General features: G+C 61.1%; 17 protein-coding genes, 4 pseudogenes and 1 other annotated feature. Of the genes and pseudogenes, 5 read left to right on the top strand and 16 right to left on the bottom strand.

Features of this window, described 5'->3' with window-relative positions:
* Positions 1-686, bottom strand: a pseudogene (locus tag BO1_RS37130) (DEAD/DEAH box helicase); the annotation flags it as partial.
* Between the two features lie 908 nt (positions 687-1,594).
* On the opposite strand from BO1_RS37130, the gene BO1_RS37125 reads away from it, so the two are divergent.
* A complete protein-coding gene (locus tag BO1_RS37125; protein ID WP_028221905.1) occupies positions 1,595-1,882 on the top strand; it encodes a hypothetical protein in 288 nt (95 codons plus the stop codon).
* A gap of 486 nt (positions 1,883-2,368) precedes the next feature.
* Here the strand turns inward: BO1_RS37125 and BO1_RS54305 are convergent.
* Both BO1_RS54305 and pobA read right to left on the bottom strand, forming a co-directional pair.
* Positions 2,369-4,655 (bottom strand): annotated as a pseudogene (locus BO1_RS54305) (NADP-dependent malic enzyme).
* A 392-nt stretch (positions 4,656-5,047) separates the two neighbouring features.
* Positions 5,048-6,232 (bottom strand): 4-hydroxybenzoate 3-monooxygenase, encoded by a 1,185-nt coding sequence (gene pobA, locus BO1_RS37115; protein ID WP_028221904.1) that lies wholly within the window; start codon positions 6,230-6,232, stop codon positions 5,048-5,050.
* A gap of 183 nt (positions 6,233-6,415) precedes the next feature.
* Between pobA and BO1_RS37110 the strand changes: the two genes are divergently transcribed.
* Positions 6,416-7,288, top strand: a complete 873-nt coding sequence (locus BO1_RS37110; RefSeq protein WP_028221903.1) for a helix-turn-helix domain-containing protein — start codon at positions 6,416-6,418, stop codon at positions 7,286-7,288.
* Positions 7,289-7,511: 223 nt separating this feature from the next.
* Here BO1_RS37110 and BO1_RS37105 read toward each other — a convergent pair whose 3' ends face one another.
* Together BO1_RS37105 and BO1_RS54300 are read right to left on the bottom strand one after the other, a co-directional pair.
* Positions 7,512-8,687 (bottom strand): porin, encoded by a 1,176-nt coding sequence (locus BO1_RS37105; protein WP_028221902.1) that lies wholly within the window; start codon positions 8,685-8,687, stop codon positions 7,512-7,514.
* 84 nt (positions 8,688-8,771) lie between these two features.
* Entirely contained in the window at positions 8,772-10,139 is a 1,368-nt protein-coding gene (locus BO1_RS54300) for an MFS transporter (protein ID WP_043288146.1), read from the bottom strand.
* Positions 10,140-10,511: 372 nt separating this feature from the next.
* Here BO1_RS54300 and BO1_RS37095 point away from each other — a divergent pair, with 372 nt between their 5' ends.
* Positions 10,512-11,417: a helix-turn-helix domain-containing protein gene (locus BO1_RS37095; RefSeq protein ID WP_028221901.1), complete on the top strand. Its 906-nt coding sequence runs from the start codon at positions 10,512-10,514 to the stop codon at positions 11,415-11,417.
* Positions 11,418-11,482: 65 nt separating this feature from the next.
* Here BO1_RS37095 and BO1_RS37090 read toward each other — a convergent pair whose 3' ends face one another.
* Genes BO1_RS37090 through BO1_RS37080 form a run of 3 tightly spaced genes read right to left on the bottom strand, consistent with a single transcriptional unit; the run spans position 11,483 to position 14,428 of the window.
* The gene (locus BO1_RS37090) at positions 11,483-11,830 is read right to left on the bottom strand and encodes an NIPSNAP family protein (protein ID WP_028221900.1); all 348 of its coding nucleotides are present in this window, start codon (positions 11,828-11,830) and stop codon (positions 11,483-11,485) included.
* Positions 11,827-13,569, bottom strand: coding sequence for an FAD-dependent oxidoreductase (locus BO1_RS37085; RefSeq protein ID WP_281179229.1), 1,743 nt, complete (start codon positions 13,567-13,569; stop codon positions 11,827-11,829). Before BO1_RS37085 ends, BO1_RS37090 begins: the two co-directional genes overlap by 4 nt.
* 13 nt (positions 13,570-13,582) lie before the next feature.
* On the bottom strand, positions 13,583-14,428 hold the full coding sequence (locus BO1_RS37080) for an SDR family NAD(P)-dependent oxidoreductase (protein ID WP_028221898.1): 846 nt from the start codon (positions 14,426-14,428) through the stop codon (positions 13,583-13,585).
* A 117-nt stretch (positions 14,429-14,545) separates the two neighbouring features.
* Between BO1_RS37080 and BO1_RS37075 the strand changes: the two genes are divergently transcribed.
* Positions 14,546-15,484 (top strand): helix-turn-helix domain-containing protein, encoded by a 939-nt coding sequence (locus tag BO1_RS37075; RefSeq protein ID WP_043288144.1) that lies wholly within the window; start codon positions 14,546-14,548, stop codon positions 15,482-15,484.
* A 22-nt stretch (positions 15,485-15,506) separates the two neighbouring features.
* Here BO1_RS37075 and benC read toward each other — a convergent pair whose 3' ends face one another.
* The gene (benC, locus tag BO1_RS37070) at positions 15,507-18,296 is read right to left on the bottom strand and encodes a benzoate 1,2-dioxygenase electron transfer component BenC (protein ID WP_028221896.1); all 2,790 of its coding nucleotides are present in this window, start codon (positions 18,294-18,296) and stop codon (positions 15,507-15,509) included.
* 171 nt (positions 18,297-18,467) lie between these two features.
* Positions 18,468-19,565: an IS5 family transposase gene (locus BO1_RS37065; RefSeq protein WP_028221895.1), complete on the bottom strand. Its 1,098-nt coding sequence runs from the start codon at positions 19,563-19,565 to the stop codon at positions 18,468-18,470.
* Between the two features lie 93 nt (positions 19,566-19,658).
* Here BO1_RS37065 and BO1_RS54295 point away from each other — a divergent pair, with 93 nt between their 5' ends.
* Positions 19,659-20,801: an MFS transporter gene (locus BO1_RS54295; protein WP_052409731.1), complete on the top strand. Its 1,143-nt coding sequence runs from the start codon at positions 19,659-19,661 to the stop codon at positions 20,799-20,801.
* 191 nt (positions 20,802-20,992) lie between these two features.
* On the opposite strand, the pseudogene BO1_RS54290 reads toward BO1_RS54295, so the two are convergent.
* From BO1_RS54290 to BO1_RS37020, 6 genes and pseudogenes are all read right to left on the bottom strand, one after another.
* Positions 20,993-21,402 (bottom strand): annotated as a pseudogene (locus BO1_RS54290) (transposase); the annotation flags it as partial.
* 224 nt (positions 21,403-21,626) lie between these two features.
* Positions 21,627-22,846 (bottom strand): annotated as a pseudogene (locus BO1_RS54285) (IS3 family transposase).
* Positions 22,465-22,580 (bottom strand) — a sequence feature (AL1L pseudoknot). (Overlaps the previous pseudogene by 116 nt.)
* A gap of 187 nt (positions 22,847-23,033) precedes the next feature.
* Positions 23,034-23,387, bottom strand: a complete 354-nt coding sequence (locus BO1_RS37035) for an EthD domain-containing protein (protein ID WP_028221891.1) — start codon at positions 23,385-23,387, stop codon at positions 23,034-23,036.
* 124 nt (positions 23,388-23,511) lie between these two features.
* Complete coding sequence (locus BO1_RS37030; protein WP_028221890.1) at positions 23,512-24,288, bottom strand: cyclase family protein; 777 nt, start codon at positions 24,286-24,288, stop codon at positions 23,512-23,514.
* Positions 24,285-25,460 carry an alpha/beta hydrolase family protein gene (locus BO1_RS37025; RefSeq protein WP_028221889.1) on the bottom strand — a complete coding sequence of 392 codons (1,176 nt, stop codon included), beginning with the start codon at positions 25,458-25,460 and terminating at the stop codon, positions 24,285-24,287. Before BO1_RS37025 ends, BO1_RS37030 begins: the two co-directional genes overlap by 4 nt.
* 67 nt (positions 25,461-25,527) lie before the next feature.
* Complete coding sequence (locus BO1_RS37020; protein WP_028221888.1) at positions 25,528-26,454, bottom strand: BKACE family enzyme; 927 nt, start codon at positions 26,452-26,454, stop codon at positions 25,528-25,530.
* Between the last annotated feature and the right edge of the window lie 11 nt (positions 26,455-26,465).

Here is a 26,465-nt window from a genome sequence, read left to right as displayed (position 1 = left end):
CCCCCGGCATCCCCGGACAGGATCGCGTCGGCGAGCGCGGCCTTCCGTTCCTGCATGGCGACGATTTTTTCTTCCACGCTGCCGGCCGTGATCAGCTTGTAGACGAACACGGGCTTGTCCTGTCCACGACGGTGTGCGCGGTCGGTGGCCTGGTTCTCGACGGCCGGATTCCACCACGGATCGTAGTGAATCACGGTGTCGGCCGCGGTCAGGTTCAGGCCAACGCCGCCCGCCTTGAGGCTGATCAGGAAAAGCCGGACTTCGCCTTGCTGGAAGCGCGTGACCGGGGTGACGCGATCTGTGGTGTCGCCCGTCAGCATCACGTAGGGAATTCCGGCCTCGTTGAGCGCGGTGGTGATCAGATCCAGCATGCCGGTGAACTGCGAAAACAGCAGGATGCGCCGGCCTTCCTCGATCAGCTCGGGCAACATCCCGAGCAGCAGTTCCAGTTTGGCCGATTCGCGGATCTGGCCTGCCTGGCTGAGCTTGACGAGCCGCGGGTCGCAGCAGACCTGGCGCAGCTTCAGGAGTGCCTCCAGCACGATGATATGGCTCCGGGCGAGGCCCTTTGCGGTGACGGCCGCGCGGACCTTTTCCTGCATCGCGGCGCGCACGGTTTCATAGAGGTCGCGCTGCGCGCCGCCGAGTTCGACGGTGCGCAGGATCGTGGTCTTGGGTGGCAGTTCTCCGGGCTTCCGCGATACGATCCGGCAATCACATAGGCCAGCGCATGCGTGGATCGGGTGTCCGCGGGCTTTTTGCCACTGGCGGGCGTCGCGCAGTGGCTGGCCCGGAAGCCTTCGAGCCAGCTCAGCAGCTCGGGGCTCACGCCGGTGGCGGCCTGCTTCGGCAGATGCGCAAGACCGGCGATCAGCAGCGCCGCCACATGCTTGCAGCCAACTTCGACCGGACAGGTGCATTCCCCTTCAACCCACATGTCTTCGCCGACATCGTGGAAATAGACACGCACGTCATACGGCCGGCTGCGTGTGCCCTGCACCAGACCCCCGAGGGTATCGTCGGCAATCCAGCGCAGTTCCGAGACGGCATTCGCGTAGTCCCGCGCCTTGGACACGGTGTACGGATCCAGCCATGCCGTGATTTGCTTGCGATCGTAGAAGACAGACATCGGCCGAAGGAGTCAGGTTGGCAACGCAGGCCGCATTTTACGCGCAGCGCTCGCCGGGCAGCGCTGCCCGGCGCCCGGAGCGTCGAACGTCCGGATCAGGACAGCCCCTGCTGCCGCACATCGCAAAGCGGCGGTAGCGAGCCCTTCGTGCCCAGGGTACCGCGGCGCCAAACGAGACGCCTCACCTGAGCAACCCGCGCAGCGTGCGCGCTGGTGCCCGGCCGCATGGCCCACGGGCATTCAGGAGACCGGCCAGAGGGCTTCGATGGCTCGAATCCCGCGATTCGTTCTCAAGGCGCCGCAGCCGGAGCATTTCATATTTTCGTTACCGCCCGGCGCTAAGCTCAGCCTGCGCAAGTGAGACATGTACTTCGTCCGTCATCACGTGATCCGTGGTGGTTGCAATCAGCTCAAAAGCTGTATAAATTTACAGTGTTTTTTATACAGTATGATCGGGAGGCGGCAATGGAGCATCTGGTCAGGGTCTACAACGAAAAAGACCGGCAAACGCTCGAATGGCTGCGCCGGCACGTTGGCGACGCAGCGCTTGCCGCCGCCATCGAACGATGTGCGGGGTCAGCCAAACCGTACCTTTCCGCTGTCTGCAGACAACTGGGCGTCAAAACTCCCGAATTTCAATTGTCGCGGCGGGAGAGCACGAGTCCGGTGGCAGAGCAATGCCTGGCGACCATCCGGGCCATTCTCGCCGCGCGCACGGCGTTGACCCTCGCACGCCCGGTCGTTTCAAGCTAGCAACACCTCCGGTTAGACGGGCGGGATCGCAGTATCCATCTGTCGGAAGCGCCGTCCTTTCTGTCGATGGCTCACCAACGGCGAAAAAGGTCATCGCTGGCGTTCGGGCGGGCGCCTTTTCATCGAAGTGCCTGTTGCATGTTGCCGGTTGCGCCGGCTTCGTATCGATTTCGGATGCCGTGCCGGACGAAAACTCTCACTCCTGCAGAAGCGACGCACTTGAATCGCTTGAGCGCCCTGTGGAGATGGAGCACGGACTCGGGCCGGGACGCGCATCGCGCGGCAATGCTATTGAACCGGCGGAGGCCCCCATTGTGTCAACAGATGATTAGTATGCCTATCAAAAAAATTGAACATTGGTATTATGTAAATTCAAAACTGCCAGGACGAAGGCCCCTCAGTCGTGGAGATATTCAGACCGTCGGCAAGTTGTGAACACGAGAGCAACGGCAGTGCGCCTGCATGCGGCGCACTGCCGTTGCTGGTTTAGCGCGCGGACGCCTTCGCAACCCCCGCATTCGCCGATGCCACTGCCGTCATGTTGATGATGCGTCGCACCGTCGCCGCCGGCGTGAGGATGTGCACGTGCTTCGACGCGCCCAGCAGGAACGGGCCCACCGTCACGCCTTCGCCACCCACCACCTTCAACAGGTTGTATGCGATGTTCGCCGCTTCCACGTTCGGCATGATCGGCAGGTTCGCTTCGCCCGTGAGCGTCGTGCCCGGGAACGACTGCTTGCGGATCAGCTCCGAGAGCGCCGCGTCGCCGTGCATTTCGCCGTCCACTTCGAGCTGCGGCGCGCGTTGCGCGATCAGCTGGCGCGCGGCCTGCATGCGCTGCGAGGTCGACGAGCGCACGCTGCCGAAGTTCGAGCTCGAGAGCAGCGCGACCTTCGGCGCGATGCCGAACTTTTCGATTTCGCGCGCGGCGAGGATCGTCATGTCGGCGAGCTGCTCGGCGCTCGGCACTTCGTTCACGTAGGTATCGCTGATGAACAGATTGCGGCCCGGCAGCATCAGCAGGTTCATCGCCGCGTAGTTGTCGGCGTCGGCGGCCTTGCCCAGCACCTGCTCGATGTACTTGAGGTGATAGTCGAAGCTGTTCACGAGACCGCAGATCATGCCGTCCGCGTCGCCCAGATGCACGAGGATCGCGCCGATCAGCGTGTTGAACTTGCGCATCGAAGCCTTGGCGACCTCGGGCGTGATGCCCTGGCGCGCGCCGAGTTCGTGGTACGCCTGCCAGCTCTTCTGGAAGCGCGGATCGTCTTCCGGATCGACGATCTCGAAGTCGGTGCCCGGACGCGGCTTCGAGCCCATCTTCTTCAGGCGCATTTCCACGACCGACGGGCGACCCACGATGATCGGCTTCGCGATCTTCTCGTTCAGCACGAACTGCGCGGCGCGCAGCACGCGCTCGTCCTCGCCCTCGGCGAACACGATGCGCGCGTTGTTGGCCTTCGCCGCCGCGAACACCGGGCGCATCACCATGCCGGTACGGTAGACGGTCGCGCCAAGCTGCTCGCGGTAAGCGTCCATGTCCTGGATCGGACGCGTGGCGACGCCCGAATCCATCGCGGCCTGGGCAACGGCCGGCGCGATCTTGATGATCAGGCGCGGATCGAAGGGCTTCGGAATCAGGTAATCGGGGCCGAATTCGAGCGTGTGGCCTTCATAGGCCTTCGCCACTTCGTCGCCCTGGTCGGTTTCTTCGGCGAGCTCCGCGATCGCGCGCACGCACGCGAGCTTCATCTCTTCCGTGATGGTGGTCGCGCCCACGTCGAGCGCGCCGCGGAAGATGAACGGGAAGCACAGCACGTTGTTGACCTGGTTCGGATAGTCCGAACGGCCCGTGGCGATGATCGCGTCCGGGCGCACCTTCTTCGCCTCTTCCGGGCGGATTTCCGGCTCCGGGTTCGCGAGTGCGAGGATCAGCGGCTTGTCGCCCATTTCCTTGACCATCTCGGGCTTGAGCACACCCGCGCTCGAGCAGCCGAGGAACACGTCGGCGGCCGTGATGGCGTCGCCGAGCGTGCGCGCGTCGGTGTTGGCGGCGTAGCGCTGCTTCGACGGATCGAGATTGCCGCGGCCTTCGTAGATCACGCCCTTCGAGTCGGAGACGAGGATGTTCTCTTTCTTCAGGCCCAGCTTCACGAGCAGGTCCAGGCACGCGATGGCCGCCGCGCCCGCGCCCGAGCACACGAGCTTCACGCTGCCGAGTTCCTTGCCCACGACCTTCAGGCCGTTGAGGATGGCCGCCGAGGCGATGATGGCCGTGCCGTGCTGGTCGTCGTGGAAGACGGGGAATCTTCATGCGCTCGCGCAGCTTCTGCTCGATGTAGAAGCACTCGGGCGCCTTGATGTCCTCGAGGTTGATGCCGCCGAGCGTGGGCTCGAGCATGGCGATCGCTTCGACGAGCTTGTCCGGATCGTGCTCGTCGAGCTCGATATCGAACACGTCGATGCCGGCGAACTTCTTGAACAGGCAGCCCTTGCCTTCCATCACGGGCTTGGCCGCGAGCGGGCCGATGTTGCCGAGGCCGAGCACGGCCGGTGCCGTTGGTCACGACGCCGACCAGATTGCCGCGCGAGGTGTACTTCTGCGCATCGAGCGGTCGGCGTGGATCGCCTCACAGGCCGCGGCCACGCCCGGCGAGTACGCGAGCGACAGATCGAGCTGGTTGGAGAGCGGCTTGGTGGGCGTGACCGATATCTTGCCGGGCTTCGGATTCTGGTGATACGCGAGCGCGCTGCGCTTCAGTTGTTCGTCCACGGGTGCCTCTGCAATCTTGATTAGTTATCCTGCCATATGGCAGCGGACGCCAGGATGAATCCGGGTTCGTCACGGATTAGCGTGAACGGCATTCAAATCAGCGTGGCGTTCGTCACCCTCGTCATACCGCCCAGCCGATCCGCTATCGCGCCGAGTGCAGTGGGACGAGTTGAGAACCGTTCGCATTGAACCGAGGGAGGCTAGCCACATGATTACCCGTGCCTTTGTACGTCATGCCGGCCCGTACCGATGCGGGATCGAGCGTCAGCACCGACGGCCCGACGCCACGTCTCCTGCAGAGATGGATGCGGGATCCTGGAGTATCAGGCGGCGCACCCCGAGATACATCCTTATGGCCGGCGAGTGCGAATCAAGCGAACATCACTACTGCTTCATTCAATGGGTTCATATGGCAAACCAACGTAGTTTTCCGCGATCGTCTTGAGCACGGCGTTGGAAGTCATATAGTAGTCGTAGTCGGTACGCTGCATGCGCTTGTCAAAGGCGTCGCGCTCCGAATACTCGTGCAGGAGGTTCGTCATGAGCCACGAGAAACGCTCTGCCTTCCACACGCGGCGCAGCGCGATCTGCGAGTAATTTTCCAGTAGATCGGTGCGGCCGTCGCGGTAGACACGATTCAAAATCCGATACAGCGTGCTCACGTCACTCGCGGCGAGATTCAGGCCCTTCGCGCCGGTCGGTGGCACGATATGCGCGGCGTCGCCAACGAGAAACAGCTTGCCGTACTGCATCGGCTCAACCACATAGCTGCGCAGCGGCGCAATGCTCTTCTCGAGCGAGGGACCGGTGACCACCCTCGCAGCCACGTCCTGCGGCAGGCGCGTTTTCAACTCTTGCCAGAAGCGTTCGTCGGACCAGTCTTCGACCTTCTCGGACAATGCCACTTGCAGGTAGTAGCGGCTGCGAGTCATCGAGCGTTGACTGCAGAGCACAAAACCGCGCTCGTGATGCGCGTAAATCAGTTCGTGATTGACAGGCGGGGTATCGGACAGCATGCCGAGCCAGCCAAACGGATAGACGCGCTCGTAATGCGTGAGCACTTCCGCAGGGATCGTCTTGCGCGAAACGCCATGGAAGCCATCGCAGCCCGCGACGTAATCGCAATCCAGACGATATGTCTCGCCGTTCTTTTCGAATGTGACGTAGGGCGCTTCGCCTTTCACGTCGTGCAACTGAACGTTGGACGCTTCGTAGATCGTGGTCGCGCCGCTTGCTTCGCGCGCCGCCATCAAATCGCGCGTTACCTCCGTCTGCCCATACACCAGCACCGACGAGCCACCCGTGAGCGCTTTCAGGTCGATCCGGTCACGCCGCCCACCGAACACCAGTTCGATGCCGTCGTGAACCAACCCTTCCACATCCATGCGCTCGCTCACGCCAGCTTCGCGCATGAGGTCGACCATGCCCTGTTCGAGCACGCCCGCACGGATTCGGCCGAGCACGTATTCGCCGCTTTGACGTTCAATAATGACGTTGTCGATGCCCGCCATGTGCAGCAACTGTCCCAAAAGCAGGCCGGACGGCCCGGCGCCAATGATCGCTACCTTGGTCTTCATGACCGATGTCTCCTGTATTCCTCTATACCGTGATCTTGCTACCTTACTCTTCGAGCCCCAATAATTCGCGCCACGGTTGAATTGCATTTTTCTAGATATATGCAGCGCTGATAAGGCAATTTTTTCGATTAAAATTGGACTTTTGAAAAGTCCAATGGGGGCCGATAACTCGGTGATGAACTCATGAAGCGTCCGGCGCAGCACGACATCCCCGTCTTCAAGTTATACGGCGAAGGGCCTGACTGGAGCACGCTCGATTTGCTGCACTGCGAGTCGATACCCGAGCGAAGCAGCTTGCATGACTGGGAAATCCGGCGGCACCGGCACGCGGACCTCGCGCAAATCCTGTACGTTCAGAAAGGCGTGGCACAACTCGAAATTGAGGGCGAGAAGACACGGATAAACACGCCATCGGTCCAGGTCGTCCCGCCGATGTGCGTGCATGGCTTCCAGTTCTCTCCGGAAGTCGACGGATATGTGATTACTATTGCCGCGCCGCTGATGAACTGGCTTCAACAGCAAATCGATGCGCCCCGCCGCGTGCTGGAGTATCCAGGCTGTTATTCAGTTGGCAACGACCGGCCTTATCTGAACACGCTGTGCGTCCGGTTGAATCAGGAATATGGTCTTCCTGCGCCTTCAAGGGACCTGATGCTCCGGTCGCTCGTGAGCGCGCTCGTCGTATGGGTCAGTCGTCAGGATCAACAAGGCGAGGAAAGGGGCGAACCTCAGGATCGCGGCCATGCCCACCTGAGGGCATTCTCCGGCCTGATCGAAAAACATTACCGCGAACATTTTCCAATCAGCCGCTACGCCGAACGCTTGGGCGTGACGCCGGTGTATTTGAATTTGGTTTGTCAGCGAATAGCGGGCAAAAGCGCCCTCGCCCTCGTCCATCAGCGATTGCTACTCGAGGCTAAGCGCAGTCTCACCTACACCGCACTCAATATCAATCAGGTATCCGATTTTTTGGGCTTTACGGAGCCCGGGTATTTCACTCGATTCTTCAAGCGATTCACTGGCGTTACGCCAAACGCCTTTCGCAGGCGAAAATGATCTCAACGTTGCCAGCATCCGGCTGCTGCACGGCAGGGAATTAATCAACAAGCTAACAGTGCCTGGAATTAATCTCCAACCGGAAGCAGTCCACGACCGGACGGCCCTGCGGCGCGATCAAGACGAGCGCGTATCCCAGCGCAAGGCCACGCGCCCAGGCGATATCGCTTGAGCGCGTGGCCAGTGGCCTGAGCAGGAGTCGGATTATGCGTGCAGCGATGCGTCAGAACCGGTGGCGAAGCGCGACGCGCACGAGCGCCTGGCGGCTATTCGACGAGTCGCCAGCATTACCGATGTTGGCCACTGCAGGCGCACCTGTGGACGACGTTCCCGCCGCGATCTGGTACGCGCCCTCGGCGTAGAAATCGGTTCGCTTCGAAAGAAAGTAATCGGCCATTACACTGAACTGGTTGAAATGCTGATTGCCGACGTTTGCGCCATCCGACGTGCGAACGTTGTTGCCCTTCGCATAATCGTAGGCCGCGCCGAGACTGAACGCTGGCGTGACCGCCCACTTGACACCCGCATCAACGTTATTGAACCTCGCGCTCGCACCGCCCAGTGCCACGATATTGCCGTACTCGACGTTCGACCACGACGCGCCGATCTGCACCGGTCCGATTGCGTACAGCCCGCCCGCTACAGCCACCTGATACGAATTCGCACTTGCATAAGCCTTGTTCAGGATGCCGGTCAGCTGCGTCCCGCTGCCGTTGCTCGTGAAGAAGCCCTGGCCCGCGGTGGCGGCGGTAGGATTCTTGAAGTAGAGGTAAGCGGCCCCCAGGGTCACCACGCCGTTGGAGTACGCCGCACCGGCCGAATAGCCACCGTTGCCGCTGATATTGCCGGGTTGGCCGCCCACACTCCACGTGGCACCAAACGTGAGTCCATTGATGTTGGGGCTCGCGTAACGAATCGCGTTGTTGGTTCGCAGCGAGTTCGCAGTGTTGTCGAAGTCGCCTGGATGCTGGAAAACTTCGCTCGCCAGATAGCCTTGAACCGTGACCGCTTGCGCATAGTTGACGACCGAATCGTACTGCCTCCCCAGCGTGAGGTCACCGAAGCGCCGGTTGCTCAAACCAACGGCCGCCTGGCGTCCGAATTGGAGTCCCCCTTGCCCTGCGGCGCCAGTATTCAGGTTCACGCCGGATTCGAGAGTTAAGATCGCACGCGTGCCGCCCCCCAGGTCTTCGGCCCCCTTCATGCCCCAACGGCTGCCGTACATGCCGTTGAGCGAGTCGAGGTACCACTTCTGCGCGCCTTTCGACGGCCCGGTAGCGACGTTGCTGTTGAACATGATGCCTTCGTCCAGCACACCGTACAGCGTCAGACTGCTTTGCGCCCAGGCCGACACACCGTACAGGCACAGCGGTGCCAATGCGAGAAGCTTCTTTTTCATCTGCGGTTCTCCAAAACTGAATTATTAATTTGTATGCCTAATTATTTGGCCACGAATTCACGACAAAACGAATCATGACGTTGCCTAATGCATTGGCGCGCTTTGCTGTGCGCGCGTCTGCGTAACGAGTACACCGCGCCCGATCATCAGGAACAGCGCGCACGCGGACACCAGCGCCGGCACGGCAAGCAGGCTGAACACGGAGCCGATCTGCCAGCCAAAGCCCATCAGTGCCGCGCCGACCAGTGCACCTGCCACTCCCCCTATGCGCCCCACGCCGAGCATCCAGGCAACGCCCGTCGCCCGCCCGTGCGTCGGATAAAACGCGGCGGCTAGTGCAGACATCGACGTGACTGCGCTCGTGACCAATGTCCCGGTCAAGAAGATAAGCGTGCCGAGCCACAACTGATGGCCGACACCGCGCCCCACCAGCAGAACCATTAGCGCGGCGAACACATACGTGGCCGCGATCACGCGATTGGCGTTGAGGCGGTCCATGAACCAGCCCACGCACACGTTACCGAGCACGCCGCCAAGCGGGAAAAGCGACGTCATCAGGGCGGCACGCGCGCCGGAGAAGCCCGTGTCGCGAAACAGCGTGGGCAGCCAGTTGGTGAGCAGGTAATAAATCAGCAGGCCCATGAAGTACGCGAGCCACAACATCAGCGTCCCGAAGCGGTACTGCCGCGACAGGACGACGCGAATCGCCGATTCGCGCTTCGTGCTCACGCCGCCCTCCGGGGCGACGAAGCGGCAACCTTCGAATGTCGTGCCGCGTGCAATACGGCCGAGAATGCGTGCGATTTTCTCGTCGGCACGTTGACGTACCGCCATGAACTGAACGGACTCCGGCAAGAGCAGGATCAGCAGAACCGTAAGCACGATCGGCCCGACACCGCCCGCGACCAGCACGCTTTGCCAGCCAAAATGCGGAATCAACCATGCTGACGCGAATCCGCCGAGCGCGAGGCCAGTGGAAAAGCCACAGAACATCGTATTGACGACGACCGCGCGTACGCGCGTCGGTGCATATTCGGACATCAGCGTGACGGCGTTGGGCATGGCAGCGCCAAGACCGAGACCCGTGCAGAAGCGCAGCACGGTCAGTGACTCGATCGTGCTGGCGAATGCCGCTGCAAGACTCCACAGTCCAAAGAACGCCACGGAAAGCACCAGCACGGTCTTGCGTCCGAGCCGGTCGGCGAGCGGGCCGGCCAGCACCGCACCGATGCCAAGCCCGACCAGCGCCGCGCTCATTACCGGACCGAGCGCGACGCGCGTAATGCCCCACTGCTGCACGAGCGACGGCGCAATGAAGCCGATGGCTGCCGTGTCGTAGCCGTCGGCGGCGACAACGAGAAAGCACAGTACGAGAATGATCCGCTGAAATGGGGAAAACCGTTGGCCGTCAATGAAGGCCTGAGTATCGACGATGCGTTCGAAGGTCTTCATTGCAGCCCTCCAGCAACGTGACAGCCGAGCAGGGGCAGCGCGCCGGCGGGGCCGGTGCGATCGAGCGTTTGCATTGCGATGTCTCCAAAGATTGATGTCGTTTTATTGCGGCGGCATACCCGCCGGTGCGGGATGGTCAGGGTCTGTAACGGCCTACCTTGCCCGCTTGATTCAGCGGGTTGCGCTTCGCGCTGCTGCTTAGTTAGTCATCCGAATCTCTACCGTGAAAGGCCTGCGCCAAAGCGTGTCCTGCGTCTCCAACGAAAAATTTCCATCGATTCCGTCTGCCTGAAGTATAGGCAGACGGCGTCGGCCGATCATGGACAAAACTGTGGAAAAACAGGACAATCTGCACATGTGAGGGAAGTCGACATGAGGAAAATCCCTAGTTACGAGCTGTACGGAGAAGCGTCGGCCGCGCGCCCGCCGTGGCATGATGCATTCAATTTCGAGTGGATTCCCGAGCGCAGCCGGCCGAACGACTGGAACATTCCGGCGCACCGTCACGACGCGCTACTGCAGTTTCTCTACATCCGCAGCGGCCATGGTCACGTCGTCATCGAGAGCGAAAAAACACCGTTTGACCCGCCGTGCCTCGTGATCCTTCCCGCGCAGGTGGTGCACGGTTTCGTGTTTTCGCCGGAGATCGACGGCCTTGTCGTCACGGCGGCACAGCGCGCGCTGGAGTCCATCGCAAAGTCCGTTTCAACGTCGCTCGTCGCGGTTCTCCAGCGCCCCGCCGTGATTCCGGTGCGCGGGCCAGCAGCCAGCGACGAGACGCTGATGCCGCTCTTTCATCTGCTCGAGACTGAATTTCGCCGTGGCGCGGCCGGCTATACGGCAGCGGGCATGTCACTGTTAATGGCACTTTTTGTACAGGCGGCGCGGCTTATCGACCATGCCAACGTGCCGGTGGCCGCGCTCGCCGCGCGACGCAGCCTGCAAATCAGACGCTTCCGCGAGCTGATTGCCCAGCATTTCCGGGAGCATCGCCCGGTCGAGTTCTATGCAGACGCGCTTGATGTCACCACGCCACAACTCGGGCGCATCTGCCGCGAAGAACTCGGTTCGTCTCCCACTGCGCTGATCAACGACCATCTGATTCGCGAAGCGCAGCGCGACCTGGTCTACTCGGGGATGACCGTCAAGCAGATCGCGCACAGTCTGGGATTCGAGGACAGCGCCTATTTCAGCCGCTACTTCCGCAAGCAGACAGGTGCGACGCCCGGCGAATTCCAGAGCTCTGCGCATCGCGATCTGGCATTGGGTACGTCGTAGCGCATTCTGAGCGAATGCGTGTCCTCCGCGCTGGTGCGTCGCGAATGCTTCAACGTGACATGGGCTTACTCCGCGACACTACCCAGCGCGGCGGCACGAATGAGCCGTGTCTCCTGTGCCGTGATCAGATGGCCCGATGCCTTGAGATAGGCCGGGAAATCCGGATGCGTATCGCGTGCGAGGCACCGTCGTTCGTAGTCCGCCAGATCGTCATACCCCCACAGGTGGGTGAACTGGTTCTGCTGCCCCACCAGACTTGTCCAAAAGCCGAGCGGGTGTCCCAGCGTCTCGAGCAAGATCGGCATGGCGAGCCGGTCAAACACCTCGATGAACTCGGGCATCTTGCGCAGCGCGATCGTGTAGACCCGGAAATCCACGAGAGGCTTTGCCAGATACATGGGTTGAGGGCTCATGTGTGTACCTTCTCTTTGCAGGTCGCCGCTTTGGTAGCGATAGCGCTACCGGTGACATAGCCGAAAGTCATATTGGGCCCATGGGTGATGCCGGCTCCCGGATAGTTGCCGCCCATCACGCTGCGCCGGTCATTGCCGACCGCGTAAAGGCCGTCAATCTCGCTGTCGTCGGCGCGCAGCACCTCGCCGGTGACGCTGGTCATGAGGCCGTCGAAGGTGCCCAGATCGCCCATCACCACCTTCACCGCATAGAAGGGGCCAGTCGAGATCGGCGCAACGCACGGATTGGGCTTGTTGTCAGGATCGGCGAGATAACGGTTGAACGTTGTGCGGCCGCGATGGAACGCCGGGTCTTCTCCGCGCCCGGCATCGAGATTGTAGGCACGGACCGTCTTCTCAAGCGCATCAGGAGCAATTCCGCAATTGCGCGCCAGCTCGCCGATCGTCTCTCCCTTCATGAGGTAGCCTTTGCGCAGCAACGGCCCCACCGGCATCGGCGCGGGCTTGGCGTAGCCCAGGCCATACTTGCCCAGCGCCACCTTGTCGCAGATCAGCCACATCGCCGTCTCCCGCTCACCCTCGCAGGCACGGATCAGCGCCGAGCCAACATCGTGGTAGGAGTTCGATTCATTGGTGAAGCGCTGACCGCTGCGCAGCACGCCGATCACGCCGGGCTTGTAGCGGTCAAGCAGATGCGGGAACACGCCCGTGCGGCCACGGCCGATGGGCACCTTTGAGACAGGCATCCAGGCCGACGCATCGGGAAAGCCAAGCTGCACTGCACCCCCCACCTTCTCCGCCATGGTCAGCCCATCGCCCGTGTTGCCGACAGGCGTGGGCGAGAGATGCTCACCCCCACGCTTCACATGCGGATAGACCTGCGCGATGCGCTTGAGATCGTGCGGGAAGCCGCCGCAAGCCAGCACGACACCGTGCCGGGCGGTGACGCGAAGCTCACCGTCCGCTGCGCTCGCGAGCGCGCCGACCACCTTGCCGTTCTCGCTCAGCAGTTCCTTCACGGGCGTCGAAGTGAGGATCGGAATGTCGATCGCGAGCGCCGACTTCGCGAGCCTCGCAGCGAGCGCGTTGCCGCTCGTTACGTTGATCCCCCGCCGGTAAAGCGCCAGCTCCTTGATGTGCGTTGCCAGACGCCGGGCCACATAGCAGAACGAAACAATCGACTTGGTCGCGCGGAAGAAGTGCTTGAGGTCCGCGTTCGAGGAATTGAACATCATTCCCATGAACGTGATGGTCTCGAGCGGCGGCTTGAGGCGTTGCATGTCCTTGCCCAGCCCGCGAATATCATAAGGCGCGGCGAGGATCGAGCGGCCGATGTCGACGCCGCCGGGCGCATCCGGGTGATAGTCCGGATAGAGCGTGGGCACGAATTTCATCTCGGTCTCTCGCTCGAAGAACTCGACCATTTTCGGCCCGTTCTCGATAAAGCATTGGACCGCAGCGGCATCGTAGTGGCTGCCCGTCTCGCTCATCATGTATTCGCGCACGCGCTCGACGGTGTCCGCCGGGTTCTGCTGCCGGCCATATTGGCTCAGCGGAATCCACAAGACCCCGCCCGACAGCGCGGTGGTACCGCCGAACACGGGCTCCTTTTCGAGCACGATGACATCGAGGCCGCGCTTGCGTGCAGTGATTGCGGTGGCGAGGCCCGCAGCACCCGATCCGACCACGACCAGATCGCAAGTGATCTCCTTGGCCATATCCACTCTCCTTTTCGTGATGGTGTGATGGCGCTCACGCGGCCGGGGTAGCGTTAAAGCCGGGGCGCGGGACCATGTCCATCAGCATGCAATCGAGCCCGCCGTCGACGAGCACCTCCGCGCCATTGACGTAGGCAGCCAGGTCAGAGGCGAGGAACAGGGCCGGGCCGGCGAGGTCCTCCGGCTCGCCGATGCGGCGGCTCGCAGTGGCGGCGGCGCGGCGAGCCTCGAAGCCGGGCTCCTCGTAGAACTTCGCGGACAGCGCCGTGCGGATCATGCCGGGCAGCACGCAGTTGCTGCGCACGCCGCGTGGGCCCCACTCCGCCGCCAACTGCCGCGAGAGCAGCAGCACACCGGCCTTGCTCGGGCTATAGGAACCGCTATGGGTCTGCGGATTGAGGGCCGCGATCGAGGCCACGTGGACGATACTGCCATTGCCCGCCGCCAGCATGTCGCGCCCGAACGCTCGAGCACACAGAAGATAGCCGGTGAGATTCACGGCGATGGCCTGGTTCCAGTCTTCGATCGAGACCGTCTCGAGGGGACCGGCGCGCAGCAGTCCTGCATTGTTGACGAGCACGCAGGCCGGACCGAGCGCTGCGCGAACCTCGCCGGCAGCTGCGGCAACCGAAGCTTCGTCCGACACGTCGCAGCCGATTGCCTGCGCCACCGCACCGGCCTTCCGAAGTTCGGCGGCGACGGCTTCAGCGCCGGCAAGATTCCGATCCACGAGCGCCACATGGGCTCCAACACCGGCAAAGGCGCGCGCGATGCCGGCGCCAATGCCACTCCCCGCGCCCGTGACCACGCAGACCTTGCCGCCCAGGTTCAGCCCGTATGCGCTCGAGGCAGCTGCGCGATTTTCAAGTTCCTGTCCCATGTCGTTAGCTTCCCTAAAATTTTCCATGCCATTACGCTTCCTGAAATTTGTATCGCCATTGAACGCCTCAAGCGCCTATGGAACAATGGACAGAGCCCACAAATCGCAGGACATAACGTGCATCATGCCCCTGACCCACAGCGCAGCCGGACCGTTCTGCATTTCGCGCTCTATGGCGCGGAAGCCGGCCAATCCTGGGTCGACATGGTGCATTACGAACGCATTCCCCTGCGTGCCGGCCGTTTCGATTTCGACATCAAGCCGCACGTCCACGATGCGCTGATCCAGGTGCTCTACGTCACCAGCGGGGGCGGCGAAACCTTCATCGACGGCAGGACATGGGCGGTCGTTGCGCCCTGCCTGATCGTCGTGCCAGCGCGCTCGGTCCACGGCTTTCACTTCCGCAGCGACATCGACGGTCACGTCATCACCGCCGCGCAGCCTGCGCTGGAATCGCTGGCGATGACTGCCGCGCCCGACCTGCTGGAATTCATGCGCACGCCGACGGTGCTGTCGGTCGATCCCGAAGTCGAGCGCGGCACACCGTTGGACACGCTTTTTCAGTCGATCGGGCAGGAGGCGGAGAGCCACGAGCGCTGGCAGTTCACCGCGGGCGCGGCACTGGCAATCGCCCTGTTCGTCAAGATCGGACGCCTCAGCGAGAGCGCCCGGCTTTCAGCCAGTTCCGAGCAGCGGACCATGGCGGCGCGGATCGAACGGTTCCGCGCCCTGCTCGACCGCCATTGCCGAGAGCGGCGGCCAGTCGCCCGCTACGCCGACGAGATGGGCGTGAGCACCGGCCAGCTCTCCCGCATCTGCCGCGCCACCTTCTGGGTCTCGGCAATCGCGGCAATCGACGCACGCTCGATCCATGAGGCCAAGCGGCTGCTCGGCTATTCGACGCTCAGCGTGAAGCAGATCGCCAGTGAACTGGGCTTTCAGGACGAGGCCTATTTCGGCCGGTTCTTCCGCAAGCAGACGGGACTGCGGCCAACCGAATACCGCTCTGCGGCCCACGATCGATCCTTGCCGCCTGAAAAAGGGGGCGCGGACTGACGCGACCGCCCCCGTATCCGGTTCAGGCCGCTAACTCGCCCAGCTTGACGAACAGGTGCTCCGGCCCGGAGTTGGTCAGATTGTTGCCCCGCACGTACTGGATCGGCCTTGCCGGATCGAGCGCAATAGCGCCAATCTTGCGGGCCAGAGCCTTCGTCGCGATCAGCGTCTCCAGCTTGGCGAGCGGCGCGCCAAGGCATTTGTGCATGCCGTTGCCGAAACCGAGGTGGCCGCTGGAATCGCGGTCGATGTCGAACGTCTCGCCCTCGGCAAACTTGCGGCTGTCGCGGTTCGCTGCCGACAGCAGCAATCGCACCACCGCGCCCTTGGGCAGATCAACGCCCGCGACAGTGGTTGCCTCGGTGGTGATGCGGCTCACGCGCTGGACGGTACCGCGATAGCGCGCCACCTCCTCGACGAACCGGTCAGTGTCGGCGGGGTTTTCGCGGATACGTCCCAGCAGATCCGGCTGTTCGGCGAGCATGCGAAAAGCGTTGGCGACAAGGATCGTCGTCGTGTCGTGCCCGGCGATGAAGACGAAGGCGCACAGCTCTTTCGCTTCCTTTTCCGAAAGCAGCCCGTCCTTCCACATGCGCGCGATATGCCCGCCGATCGACTGATTGTCGGTGAGCGCGAGCCGCTCCATCGCTTCCTTCAGGTATGCGAAGAAAGCCTGCGCGCTCTGCTCGTCAGTGCCGGTCCCCGGCGCATTGCGGGCGAGGCGCCCGAAGTAGCTAAAGGTCTCGTCCGACCAGAACTTCATCTTCTCCTCATCCTCGTTCGGCACGTCGATCATCGTGGAGATGGTCGAGATACTGAGCGGGATGGCGAAATCGTTGACGACATCACCGCCGCCTTTGGCAATCATCGCGTCGAGCAGGTCCTCCGCCCTTTGCTCGATCTGCCCGATAAAGGGATCGAGCGACAGCGGCAGGAAGGACGGCTGAACGACCTTGCGCAAGCGCGAATGGGCGGGCGCATCGAACAGCGTCAGGAACGTCAGCGGCGGGGGGCTGACGACCTCTGAGGAAAACAGCTTCGGGTCGCGGATCGCCTGGTAGACGTCGTCATAGCGCGAGAGGAACCACACGTCCGAAGTCGTCGACTGGCAACGCAGCACCGGCGCATGCTCCCGCATCCAGCGGTAGTGCTCGTAGGGGTCGCCTTGCGAGCCGTCATCGACCACTTTGAAGGGCTCCAGCCCCTCGGGCCAGTCCAGTTCATGTGAATAAGCCGGAAGGGTCTTGGCCGTGAATGGGCAAACCTGTGGCGCGCTCTGCGGCACAGCAGGCGGGGGCAAGGTGGGCGCTGCGACCTTGGGGGCCGTCTTGCCCAGCGCCATACGCTCCAGCGCCCGGCTCATCGTGGCCTTGGAATGAAGCGCATGCAGCGCAATCACGTCGCGCGCCTTGTTCAGGTCGCCCAGTTCGAAGGCGCCGACAATGTCCCGGTGCTGCTGGACGATGTCGCCGACGATCTCGATCTGGTCGGTCAGCGCGCGAGCGATGTAGTCCTGCACGGCCAGTTGCCGGTAGAGCGCGATCAGCTGGGCGTTCCCGGAAGCTTCGATCGTGAACAGGTGAAAGGCGTGGTTTGCCTCGATGTAGCGCGCAACGTCGGTAAAGCGCTGCCCGGACACGAACGGCGCCGTCGCCTCGGCGAGCTGGCGGAAGCGGATCAATTGCTCGCTCGATAGCCGGCCCATGGTCAGCTGAGCCGCCCCCAGTTCGAGCGCCATACGCAAATCGAAGGCTTCATCGACATCAACAGGCGCGATGTGCTCCTCGCCGGTCTGAACCACCAGGCCGGTGCCGGCGAACTTCTCATAATAGAAGTTGCGCGGCGTCAGTCCTTCGGACGACAGAAAATCGCGCACCGCATCCACCATCGGCGGCGGGCCGCAGAGGTAGACATCCGCATCGCCGTCGTTGAGCTGGGAGCGGACGATGTGATGGGTGACATAGCCCTTGTTGATATGAGCACTGTCGGGGCTGGAGACGGTGCAGGCAAAGGTAAAGTTCGGCAGGCGCTGCGCATAGGTCTCGAGCCGGTCGATGCCCACCAGATCCTCATCGTTGTTCACACCCAGGATCATGTGGATCGGATACGGGCTGGCCCCGTCCTCGACGATCTTGTCGAGCATCGAGAGGAACGGCGCGAGGCCCGTGCCACCCGCCAGAAACAGCACCGGCCGCTCGATGGGGCGCAGGTAGAAGCTCCCCATCGGGCCGCGAAATTCGATTGGGTCCCCGGCTTTGGCGGTTTCGCAGAGCCAGGTCGACATCGCCCCTTGACGCACATTGCGGACCAGGAAGGACAAGTGCGGCTCGGACGGCCCCGAGCTGAAGGAGTAGGACCGCGTCTGATCGGTTCCGGGCACCCGGATGTTGACATACTGCCCAGCAAGGAAGCTGAGATCTGCGCGGTTTTCCAGCTCGACCGAGAAGGCGATCGTGCTGTCCGACGCTCGTTGGCAGGCGATGATCCGTCCACTGTATGAGGACGGGCCGGTGCCGGAGACATCGGCGTTCGTGGCGATCTGGATCACGCAGTCGGAACGTGGGCTCATCTGGCAAGTGAGAACCTTGCGGGCGCTCGCTTCCTCCGGGCTAAGCGCATCTTCCACGCACTCGCCCAGAACGTACTCGCCGGACTCGCAGACCGCCTTGCAGGTGCCACATACACCATCACGGCAATCAAGTGGAATATTGATCCTGGCGCGAATCGCGGCATCGGTGATGCGCTCACCCTCCTCGCACTCGATGAAGCGGGTCACTCCGTCCTCAAAACGCAGTGTTATTTGATGGGCCATGGCGGTGTCTCCTCTAGCAGGTTGCGGAAATACACCCCGACGGAAGCGGCCTTCCTCGACTTACGTGCCCGCCGTCGGTAAATCTTTCGCATTGTGCAATTTCAACGCGAATCAACCTTTTTAAAGCGGTGAGAGGTCGACTTCTGGCCTCATTTCTGCCTTTTCCCGCCACTATGGGCGGATTTGTGCCAGCGATCGCATGCGCACGAGGTTGAAGGCCGCCATGTTCAACACAAACATCTGGTCCACCTTCTTCAAGCCGCGCACCATCACCTGACGCATGCGCCCCACGGTCTTGGCCCAACCGAAACCTTGTTCGATCAACTTGCGCTTTTGCTGCGAAATGGCGTAGCCCACGCTCGAGGCAATCGTATCGGGCACTGCCGAACGCCGCCCCGAGGTGTTTTGCGCAACGTGCGGTGTGACCTTCATCTGCTGGCACGCCTCGATGAATTCCTGGGCATCGTAACCCTTGTCTGCACCCAACGTAATTTCTACGTTCGGATCCTCTGCCGCTTGCCGTGCGTCGCGGATCATGATCTTGGCCGCTTCACGCTCGGCATGCCCGTCGGCGCGCGTCACGCGCGCATTGACCACCAGGCCGTGCCGGTTATCGGTCAGCGTATGACCCATGTACCGCAATTCGCTGGCCGTTTTGCCTTTGCGATAGAGTTGCGCATCTGGGTCGGTCCTCGACTGATGTGTCTCGTTGCTGCGTTTCTCGCCCTTGAAGTCGCCCGCGCCGCCACCGTCGTTGTCCTGATCATCACCGTTCTTGCGTACAAAGCTCTTGTGCCCCGCCCACGCCTGGATCAGCGTGCCGTCCACGCTGAAGTGCTCGCCCGAGAGCAGGCACTTCTTCTCGGCGATCGCCACCACCTCGTTAAAAAACTCGATCACCGCATCGTGTTTGATCAGACGCTCGCGGTTCTTCGTGAAGACCGTCGGCACCCAGACCTCGTCATCCATGGCCAGGCCGATGAACCAGCGAAAAAGCAGGTTATATTGAACCTGCTCCATCAGTTGGCGCTCCGAGCGGATGCTGTAGAGCACCTGGATCAGCATGGCTCGCAGCAACTTCTCTGGCGCGATGCTCGGACGTCCACCTTTTATGTCCGCTTCGTACATCTGGGCGAACAGTCGATCCATCTTCGCCAGCGCTTCGTTCGCCATCACGCGGATCGAACGCAACGGATGCGATTTCGGGACGAAGTCGTCCAGCTTCCGCAGGGAAAACAGACTCTCGGTGAACGTGTCGGCGCCGCGCATGATCTCCAGTGGACAAGTGAGCGTCCTTGTATCAACGCATCAGGGGCCTTCCGCGATGACGTATGACGCCGGTACTTCAGCAACCTGTTAGGGTTGCCCGCGGGCTGGCTGGCCGACCGCTTCGACCGAAGGCTTCTACTCGCCAGCGGCGTCGTAATCTGGGCCATCGCGGTCGCAGTCAATGCGGCATTGACCACGTTTTTGGCGGTCATCGCGGCTAGAGTTGTCGTTGGAGCGGCGGAGGCTCTGATCCCACCCGCATCCTATTCACTTATCCGCGATGGCGTGGATGAACAGAGACGGGCTCGAGCTCTGTCTGTTTACACGATGGCTTTGATGGTCGGAACCGGCCTATCCCTGGTGCTTGGCGGGCCGTTGCTGGAATGGGTGCAAAGTTCCGGTATCCAGTCCGCATTGCCGTTCGGCAATGTTTCCGTGTGGCAAGCCACACTGTTCATCATCGGCATCGTTGGTTTCCCGATGGCGCTGCTAATTTTTTTGAATAAGGATCCGGGCCGGGGAGAAGAGCGTGGAAACGCACCTGTAATGACGATTCAAGCTGTCGTTAGTGACCTCGCTGTGCGCAAATCGTTATTCGTGCCGCTACTCGTCTTCTCTATCGCAAATTCGATGATCACATATGGATTGGCAGCATGGATGCCGACCATGATTTCGCGGCACTTCCAACTCGGCATCGGAGAAATCGGCTTCCTGCAAGGTACCATCCTCCTCACGATGGGCCCCCTTGGCCTGGGGGTCGCAGGGATGTGCATGGAATCGCGCCAGCGAGCGAGCGGGGTCGCCCGTCTAGGCGTCTTGAGTGTCTTGGTGAGCTTCGCGGTCATGTCGTTGTCAGTTCTTCTCTGTATGTCCGGGACGATCAACACCTTCTGGACGCTTGACGCCTCGATGGTCTTGTTTACCGGGACATCGATTGCTCTAACGTCGACGCTAGTCACAAGGACCGTATCGAACCATGCGGTTGGACTGGTGATGGCCATTGTCCTCGTGCTAAACGGGTTGGTGGGGCAAGGGCTCGCTCCAACGCTGATCGCACTAGTGAGTCAGCACTTTTTTGGCACGGGTCCCGATGCACTTGCCAACGGAATGGCCGCTGTCTTCGGTACCTCAGGTCTGGTCGCCACAGCCGGTGCGATCTTTCTTTATCGCGCGCTCCGCCACATCGACCGCATCGCTCGGGCGGAAATCGAACAAGTAGGGCTTGCGACGCAGTAATCCCTGCGACTGTCGACTCTAGTCACAGATACTCGGCCCATCGTAACCGGCCATGCCGTTTGGTAGCCGCAGCTGAACAATCAGCAAACGCTTATGCAGTAAGGCGCCACGGCCAGAACGGTGTTGTAGGATTTGCAAGTGGCAGGCATATTGACGCGAAATTCCTGCGAGTTTCGAGGAGGCGTGGATGGGTCCGAAGACGCCTTGACCAGCAGCGCATCGAAGAACACGACCGGATACATGGGCTCGAGCGGGTGAGCCGGCCAGGCGGTGACTTCGGTCATCACCCTGTCGATGATCGAGCTGATGAAGCCGGGTGAAACCTCGTTGCCATACTGTTCTTGCGGGAGGCCCTGGATCTCCCGCACGGTCATGTCCAGGCCTACATGGTGACGATCTTGTCGTCGAAGCCCGTGAAATGTTGTTCGTGCCTGGGAATCAGCAGCGGTTCGAAGCTGCCGTTCCGGTCGCGTAGCACCTCGATACGAATCCGGGCGTCCTCGGTCGGCACGGTCTTGGCGCCCGTGCAGTTGCGCTGGTTGGTGACGGCGGCCGGCTTGACGGCGCGGGCCGGATAGCCGAGATGATGATTCATCTCGCTACCTGCCGGCTTGGCTGTCGGTTTGCGACGCATAGACACTCCTTGATGGGACGTTATGCCTTAAACACGAAATTTCCGACAGGCCCGAATTCGGCCATCGCGTTCGCCCACTACAACGAGTCGCATCCGCACAGCGCCCTGAAATACGGCTCGCCACGCGAGTTTCGCCAGCCAATAAATGACCAACCCACGAACCGCACGGGGAACCGTGGAGGCTGGTTGGTTTAAGTTAATGCCTGGACGTCAGCGGCATTTATGAATTGCCTGTAGTAGTTTGCCTCAGCCTCAGCGGGCTGGATATAGCCGAGCGGTTCGATCAATCGATGATGGTTGAACCAAGCCACCCATTCCAGGGTTGCCGGTTCGACGGATTCCCTCGTTTTCCAGGGGGCTCGTCGCCGAATCAGTTCCGTCTTGTACAGGCCATTGATCGTTTCGGCCAGCGCATTATCGTACTTGTCGCCACGGCTGCAGACGGACGGCTCGATACTCGCCTCGGCCAAACGTTCGCTGTACCGAATGCTGACGTATTGAGCCCCCTATCGGATGATGTATCAAGGTCCCGTCGTCGCCCGGTTGGCGCACGTACAACGCCTGTTCAAGTGCATCAAGAACGAAGTCCGTGGTCATCGACGAACTGACGCGCGAGCCACCGATGCAACGGGCGAACACATCGATCACGAACGCCACGTACAGCCAGCCCTGCCATGTCGAGACATAGGTGAAAAACGCAACCCGAAGCTGATTCGGCCGGTCAGCCTTGAATTGCCGGTTGACCCGGTCCAGCGGGCGCGGCGCGCTCGCATCGGAAGTCGTCGTGCGAAGCCGCTTGCCGCGAACTGCGCCTGGCAAGCCCTGCAGCCTCATCAGCCGTGCGACCGTACAGCGTGCCACCGCAATGCCTTCCCGGTTCATCTGCTTTCAGATCTTCGGCACACGATAGGCCAGAATGTCGGCCTGGCAGATGCGCTTGATCTCGGGGCGCAGAATCTCGTCGCGTTTCGCGCGCGCACAACGTCTGGACGGATCTCGAAGCTGCACCGAATGGCGTCGGTAACCCGACGGGGCAATCTGCAAGACCTTGCAGATCGGCTCGACCCAAAGGTGTCGCGATACTGATCGACGAAGGCCTTCAGGATTTGAAACGGCGGTCGAGCTCCGCCTGGGCGAAAAACACACTCGCGACCTTGAGAATCTCGTTGGCACGACGCAACTCCTTGACCTCACGCTCCAGTGCCTTGAGGCGCTCGCGCTCGTCTGTGGTCACGCCATCGCGCTCACCGTGGTCAACCTGGCCGCGCTTGACCCAATCGTGCAGCGCCCGCGGCATGCAGCCGATCATCGGTGCAATCGATTCGACCGCTGCCCACATCGACGGATGTTCGCTACGCTGCTCGCGCACCAGACGTACTGCACGCTCGCGAACCTCCGGGGAAAACTTGATTGCCTTCTTGTTCGTGGCTCCATTGTTTCAAGAGCTGGAGCCTCCACAAAATCCGGTCCGGTTCACTACGGGTGGCCGCGTGTCCGTCACGCTGGAGTGAGTCCAAATGCGAATCTCCTGATTGCCCCCCAGCTCCTGAATACTGTCACCCGAGCGGGTGTCGCCGCCCGTGCTCGGGTGGCTGCAATCAGATGACTTGCTTCTCTTCAGTCACAAAAAACACGCAGTTGTCCCGATCAGAGAACCGCGATTCATCTGGCCGAACGGTGGCCAAGTAGTCGGGATCCGAGAAAAACGATTTGATGTCTTCCACGCTATCAAACCACAACTCGGATACCGCATCGAATGGCTGGTCTAAACTCTCTGTGCTGCCTTCTCGGAGAGCAATGGGAAGCGCGTAGCTCTGTACATATTTTCGGATGTATTTTTGGCTCGCCGGGCATTCCCGCACGATCGCAGCGTGTTTCGTACTCAGGTAGTCGCGGAATTCTTGGGGCGAGAAACCGGGTTTTCGTTTTACAACGATAACGAGCTTAAGCATGAAATTTTCCTTGCGATTTAAAACTCGGTTCAAAAAAAACCTTGAAAGAGATCCATCCACGTCTATCTTCGCTATCGACTACTAGCGCGCGCTCCTTGAAGCACGTGCACACTTGACTGTGGCGTCAGGTTTCGATAATTGCAACAGCACGCGTCCAACCGGCCGACGCACGACGAATCTTGAATGGGAAGCACGAAAGCTTGAAGCCGGTCGCGGGCAACGATTCGATGTTGTGAAGTTTCTCAAGATGGCAGTAGCTCTTGAGGCGGCTTGCCTTATGTCCCTCCCAGATCAGTGAGGCGTCCCCGGTCGATTCATACTTCTCCTTTGTGTGTACGAAGGGAGCATCCCAGCTCCATCCGTCCGTGCCGGTTACCTTGACGCCCTGATCGAGCAGGAACAACGTCGCTTCCGCGCCCATGCCGCAGCCCGCGCTCACGTAATCGTCCCTACCATAGCGGGAACCCGCCGCCGTATTCACGAGGACAATTTCAAGTGGCTGCAAGGTGTGTCCGATCCTCTCAAGCTCAGCCTGAACGTCTTCGACCTGGACGACGTAACCGTCCGGAAAGTGACGAAAGTCGAGCTTGACTCCCGGTTGAAAACACCACTCCAAAGGGACTTCATCGATCGTCAGAGCACGCTCCCCTCCATCCATCGTTGTCGCGAAGTGATATGGCGCGTCAAGGTGCGTTCCATTGTGGGTGACAAGCTCGATGCGTTCGATTGCCCATGCCTCTCCGTCCGGGAGGTCTCGCTCCGTCAGTCCCGGAAAGAACCCGGTCAGGTCCGGCACCGACATCTTATGGTCGATGTAGTGGATTTTCGGGCGGTAGCCGGGCGGATCGGAGAGGACATCATTTTCGAGGTAGATCGACAGGTCAACGATGCGCTGTGTCATTTCCGCACTCCGATGGCGCCAAGCTCCGAAAATGTCTCGCTGATCCAGTCCGCGATATAGTCGCGCGCGTTCTCGATGTTGTCGGCGCTGACGTGTTCGACACCGCCTTCCTTTTCCGTAAAGAGCTTGAGTTCACGTTTCGGGCTGTTCACCGCTCTCTCGTATTGCGCATGAGCATATTCGAGGGGAATCTGGCGGTCGTTTGCGCCGTGCGTAACGAGAAACGGCACGGTGATCTTATCGATTACGTGTTCAAGGGTGACCTGCGGCGCAAACTCCATGAACTCTTCGAGCGAGTTCTTGCCCCAGACCCATTGCACGTGCTCCCAGTAGTGCGGGACTGGCTTATCGCCCTCGCGCGCGAGGCGGCGGCGCTGGAGTTCGCCCCAGTTGAAGTTCGCGCCCCAAGCAACACACAGCTTGAACCGCTTCTCGAAGGCCGCCGCCCGCGGAGCGTAATAGCCACCCAAAGACCACGCACATACGCCAATCATGTCGCGGTCGATTTCCTTGCGGGTTTCGAGGTAATCGACGACCGCCCCTGCCCACTTTTCGCTTTCAACGACCGCGCACAGGCCGTGCAAACGCAGCGCCTCGCCGACGCCCGGCTGGTCGACCATGAGCGTGGAGATACCCCGGCGCGCCAACGCCTGTGCGATGCCCGCTCCGTAGATCATCTCCTTGGTACTGTCGAGTCCGTTGAAGTGCGCGATACAGGGAGCCGGCGATCCGTCTGCGCGCTCCGCCCTCACAAGCAGCCCGGCAATGGTCTTGCCTTCGTACGGGATTTCGACGCGCTCGCAGTTCTCCTCGTTTAGCTTGATGAACTTGTCGAACGAATCGAGCATCTTGCTGTAGGCCTGCTTTCGCGGCTCGTACTCGCGATTCTGCGCGCGCTCCGCCGTCAGGTAGTACGTAGCAGCGCGGCCGAATTTCTTGCCCGCGCTCAGGGTCCGGCCATGCTCGATATCTTCGTTTGCAAGTTCCACCAGCGTGTCTGCCTGATGGCACCAGGCATCGAAGAAGGCTTCGGTACCCTCATCGTCACCCCGCTTCGACGCCTCGACCAGGCATCGGCAAATGATATCGATCTCGCCGATGTTCCCCCCCATCATCACTGCGAGATTGGTCGCGAGGTTCCATACATAGTTGGTTGGAAAATATTCAAGCATTGCTACCTCTTCAAATCGAAAGTGATAAACGCCGACGCTCGAGCGCACCGGCGACGACAATTGGACGCTAGAAGGAAGTGTTTGCCGCGCCCTTCAACTGAAGCATTTCACGTGCTTCGTCCGGGGTTGCGACTTCCAGCGAGAGTTCCTGCAGAATCCGGCGGATCTTCTGCACTTGCGCGGCATTCGACGTCGCAAGCTTCCCACGCTCCAGATACAAACTATCCTCCAGGCCAACGCGGACATTCCCGCCGAAGACGGCTCCGGCGGTGAGCAGCGACATCTGGTGGCGCCCGGCGCCGAGGACCGAAAACCGATAGTTTTGCCGGCCAAACAAACGGTCAGCTGTCGTCCGCATCACAGCGAGGTTCTCGGGATCGGGGCCCATGCCACCCAGAATCCCGAAAATCGACTGAATAAAATACGGCGGTTTGAGGATGCCTTCGTCGACGAAATGCGCCAGGTTGTAGAGATGGCCAACGTCATAGCATTCGAACTCGAACCGAGTACCGGATTCGCTGAGCTGCTCAACGATCTGCCGAATGTCGCGAAACGTGTTTCGGAATATGATGTCCTCCGTTCCCTCGACGTATGGCTTTTCCCAGTCGAACCGCCACTCTTTGATCTTGCGCGCTGCAGGATGGATCGAGAAGTTCATCGAGCCCATGTTCAGAGAGCACATTTCGGGCTTCGCCATCAGCGGGTATGCAAGCCGTTCGGCAAGCGTCATGCTCGTACTTCCGCCTGTCGTGATATTCACGACGGCATTCGTCGAACGTGCGATCTCAGGCACAAACTGTTGAAACACCGCGGGATCGGCTGTCGGACGCCCGTCCTTCGGATCTCGAGCGTGCAGGTGCAAAATGGCCGCGCCGGCCTCCGCTGCTTCGATCGCTTGCTCGGCGATTTGGGCCGGGGAAAGCGGCAGATGCTCGGACATCGTCGGAGTATGGATGGCGCCCGTCACGGCGCAGCTAATAATGACCTTGTTCATACGTGCCTCGT

This window comes from Paraburkholderia oxyphila NBRC 105797 (assembly GCF_000685075.1).
Taxonomy (GTDB): Bacteria; Pseudomonadota; Gammaproteobacteria; order Burkholderiales; family Burkholderiaceae; genus Paraburkholderia; species Paraburkholderia oxyphila.
Note: the sequence above shows the minus strand (reverse complement) of the source record. Positions and strands in the feature narration are given on the sequence as shown.

What these genes read in the sequence shown, in the direction of transcription:
- BO1_RS37125 (WP_028221905.1), top strand. Translation starts at nt 1,595, where the DNA reads ATGGAGCATCTGGTCAGGGTCTACAACGAAAAAGACCGGCAAACGCTC.
- pobA (WP_028221904.1), bottom strand. Translation starts at nt 6,232, where the DNA reads ATGAAGACCAAGGTAGCGATCATTGGCGCCGGGCCGTCCGGCCTGCTT.
- BO1_RS37110 (WP_028221903.1), top strand. Translation starts at nt 6,416, where the DNA reads ATGAAGCGTCCGGCGCAGCACGACATCCCCGTCTTCAAGTTATACGGC.
- BO1_RS37105 (WP_028221902.1), bottom strand. Translation starts at nt 8,687, where the DNA reads ATGAAAAAGAAGCTTCTCGCATTGGCACCGCTGTGCCTGTACGGTGTG.
- BO1_RS54300 (WP_043288146.1), bottom strand. Translation starts at nt 10,139, where the DNA reads ATGAAGACCTTCGAACGCATCGTCGATACTCAGGCCTTCATTGACGGC.
- BO1_RS37095 (WP_028221901.1), top strand. Translation starts at nt 10,512, where the DNA reads ATGAGGAAAATCCCTAGTTACGAGCTGTACGGAGAAGCGTCGGCCGCG.
- BO1_RS37090 (WP_028221900.1), bottom strand. Translation starts at nt 11,830, where the DNA reads ATGAGCCCTCAACCCATGTATCTGGCAAAGCCTCTCGTGGATTTCCGG.
- BO1_RS37080 (WP_028221898.1), bottom strand. Translation starts at nt 14,428, where the DNA reads ATGGGACAGGAACTTGAAAATCGCGCAGCTGCCTCGAGCGCATACGGG.
- benC (WP_028221896.1), bottom strand. Translation starts at nt 18,296, where the DNA reads ATGGCCCATCAAATAACACTGCGTTTTGAGGACGGAGTGACCCGCTTC.
- BO1_RS37065 (WP_028221895.1), bottom strand. Translation starts at nt 19,565, where the DNA reads ATGCGCGGCGCCGACACGTTCACCGAGAGTCTGTTTTCCCTGCGGAAG.
- BO1_RS37035 (WP_028221891.1), bottom strand. Translation starts at nt 23,387, where the DNA reads ATGCTTAAGCTCGTTATCGTTGTAAAACGAAAACCCGGTTTCTCGCCC.
- BO1_RS37030 (WP_028221890.1), bottom strand. Translation starts at nt 24,288, where the DNA reads ATGACACAGCGCATCGTTGACCTGTCGATCTACCTCGAAAATGATGTC.
- BO1_RS37025 (WP_028221889.1), bottom strand. Translation starts at nt 25,460, where the DNA reads ATGCTTGAATATTTTCCAACCAACTATGTATGGAACCTCGCGACCAAT.
- BO1_RS37020 (WP_028221888.1), bottom strand. Translation starts at nt 26,454, where the DNA reads ATGAACAAGGTCATTATTAGCTGCGCCGTGACGGGCGCCATCCATACT.